At 69.0% G+C, this 400-nt stretch carries 1 protein-coding gene; it reads right to left on the bottom strand.

Annotated elements, in window-relative coordinates:
• Positions 1 to 400: agmatine deiminase family protein (locus JHD62_RS21560; RefSeq protein WP_199104591.1), on the bottom strand; the 400-nt coding region annotated here is incomplete at both ends.

The following is a 400-nucleotide window of genomic DNA, read 5'->3' as shown; positions in this document are numbered from 1 at the left end:
CCCCCCCCCCCCCCCCCCCCCCCCCCCCCCCCCCCCCCCCCCCCCCCCCCCCCCCCCCCCCCCCCCCCCCCACCCACCACCCCCCCCCCCCCCCCCCCAACCCCCCATCTTACTGTTCGTCGGCAGCGTCAGATGTGTATAAGAGACAGCTTCATAGGCGGCCTGCGAACGCGGGTATTGCGGGTCGTTTTCATCGTCCACCCAGTGCAGGATCACCTCACCCGGACGGGCAAAACAGCACATATTGTCGATGTGGCCAGCCAGATATTGGCCCACCATGGCTTTGACCGCTACGCCGCGCCGCTGGTGCTGGAAGGCCTGTCTCTTATACACATCTGACGCTGCCGACGAACAGTAAGATGTGTGGGTGTCGGTGGGGGGGGGGGGGGGGGAGAGGGGG

Origin of the sequence: Aquitalea sp. ASV11, from assembly GCF_016429185.1 — a bacterium.
In the GTDB taxonomy this organism is placed as follows: Bacteria; Pseudomonadota; Gammaproteobacteria; order Burkholderiales; family Chromobacteriaceae; genus Aquitalea; species Aquitalea pelogenes.
The sequence above is the reverse complement of the archived record's forward strand: the minus strand, read 5'-3'. Positions and strand labels throughout refer to the sequence as shown.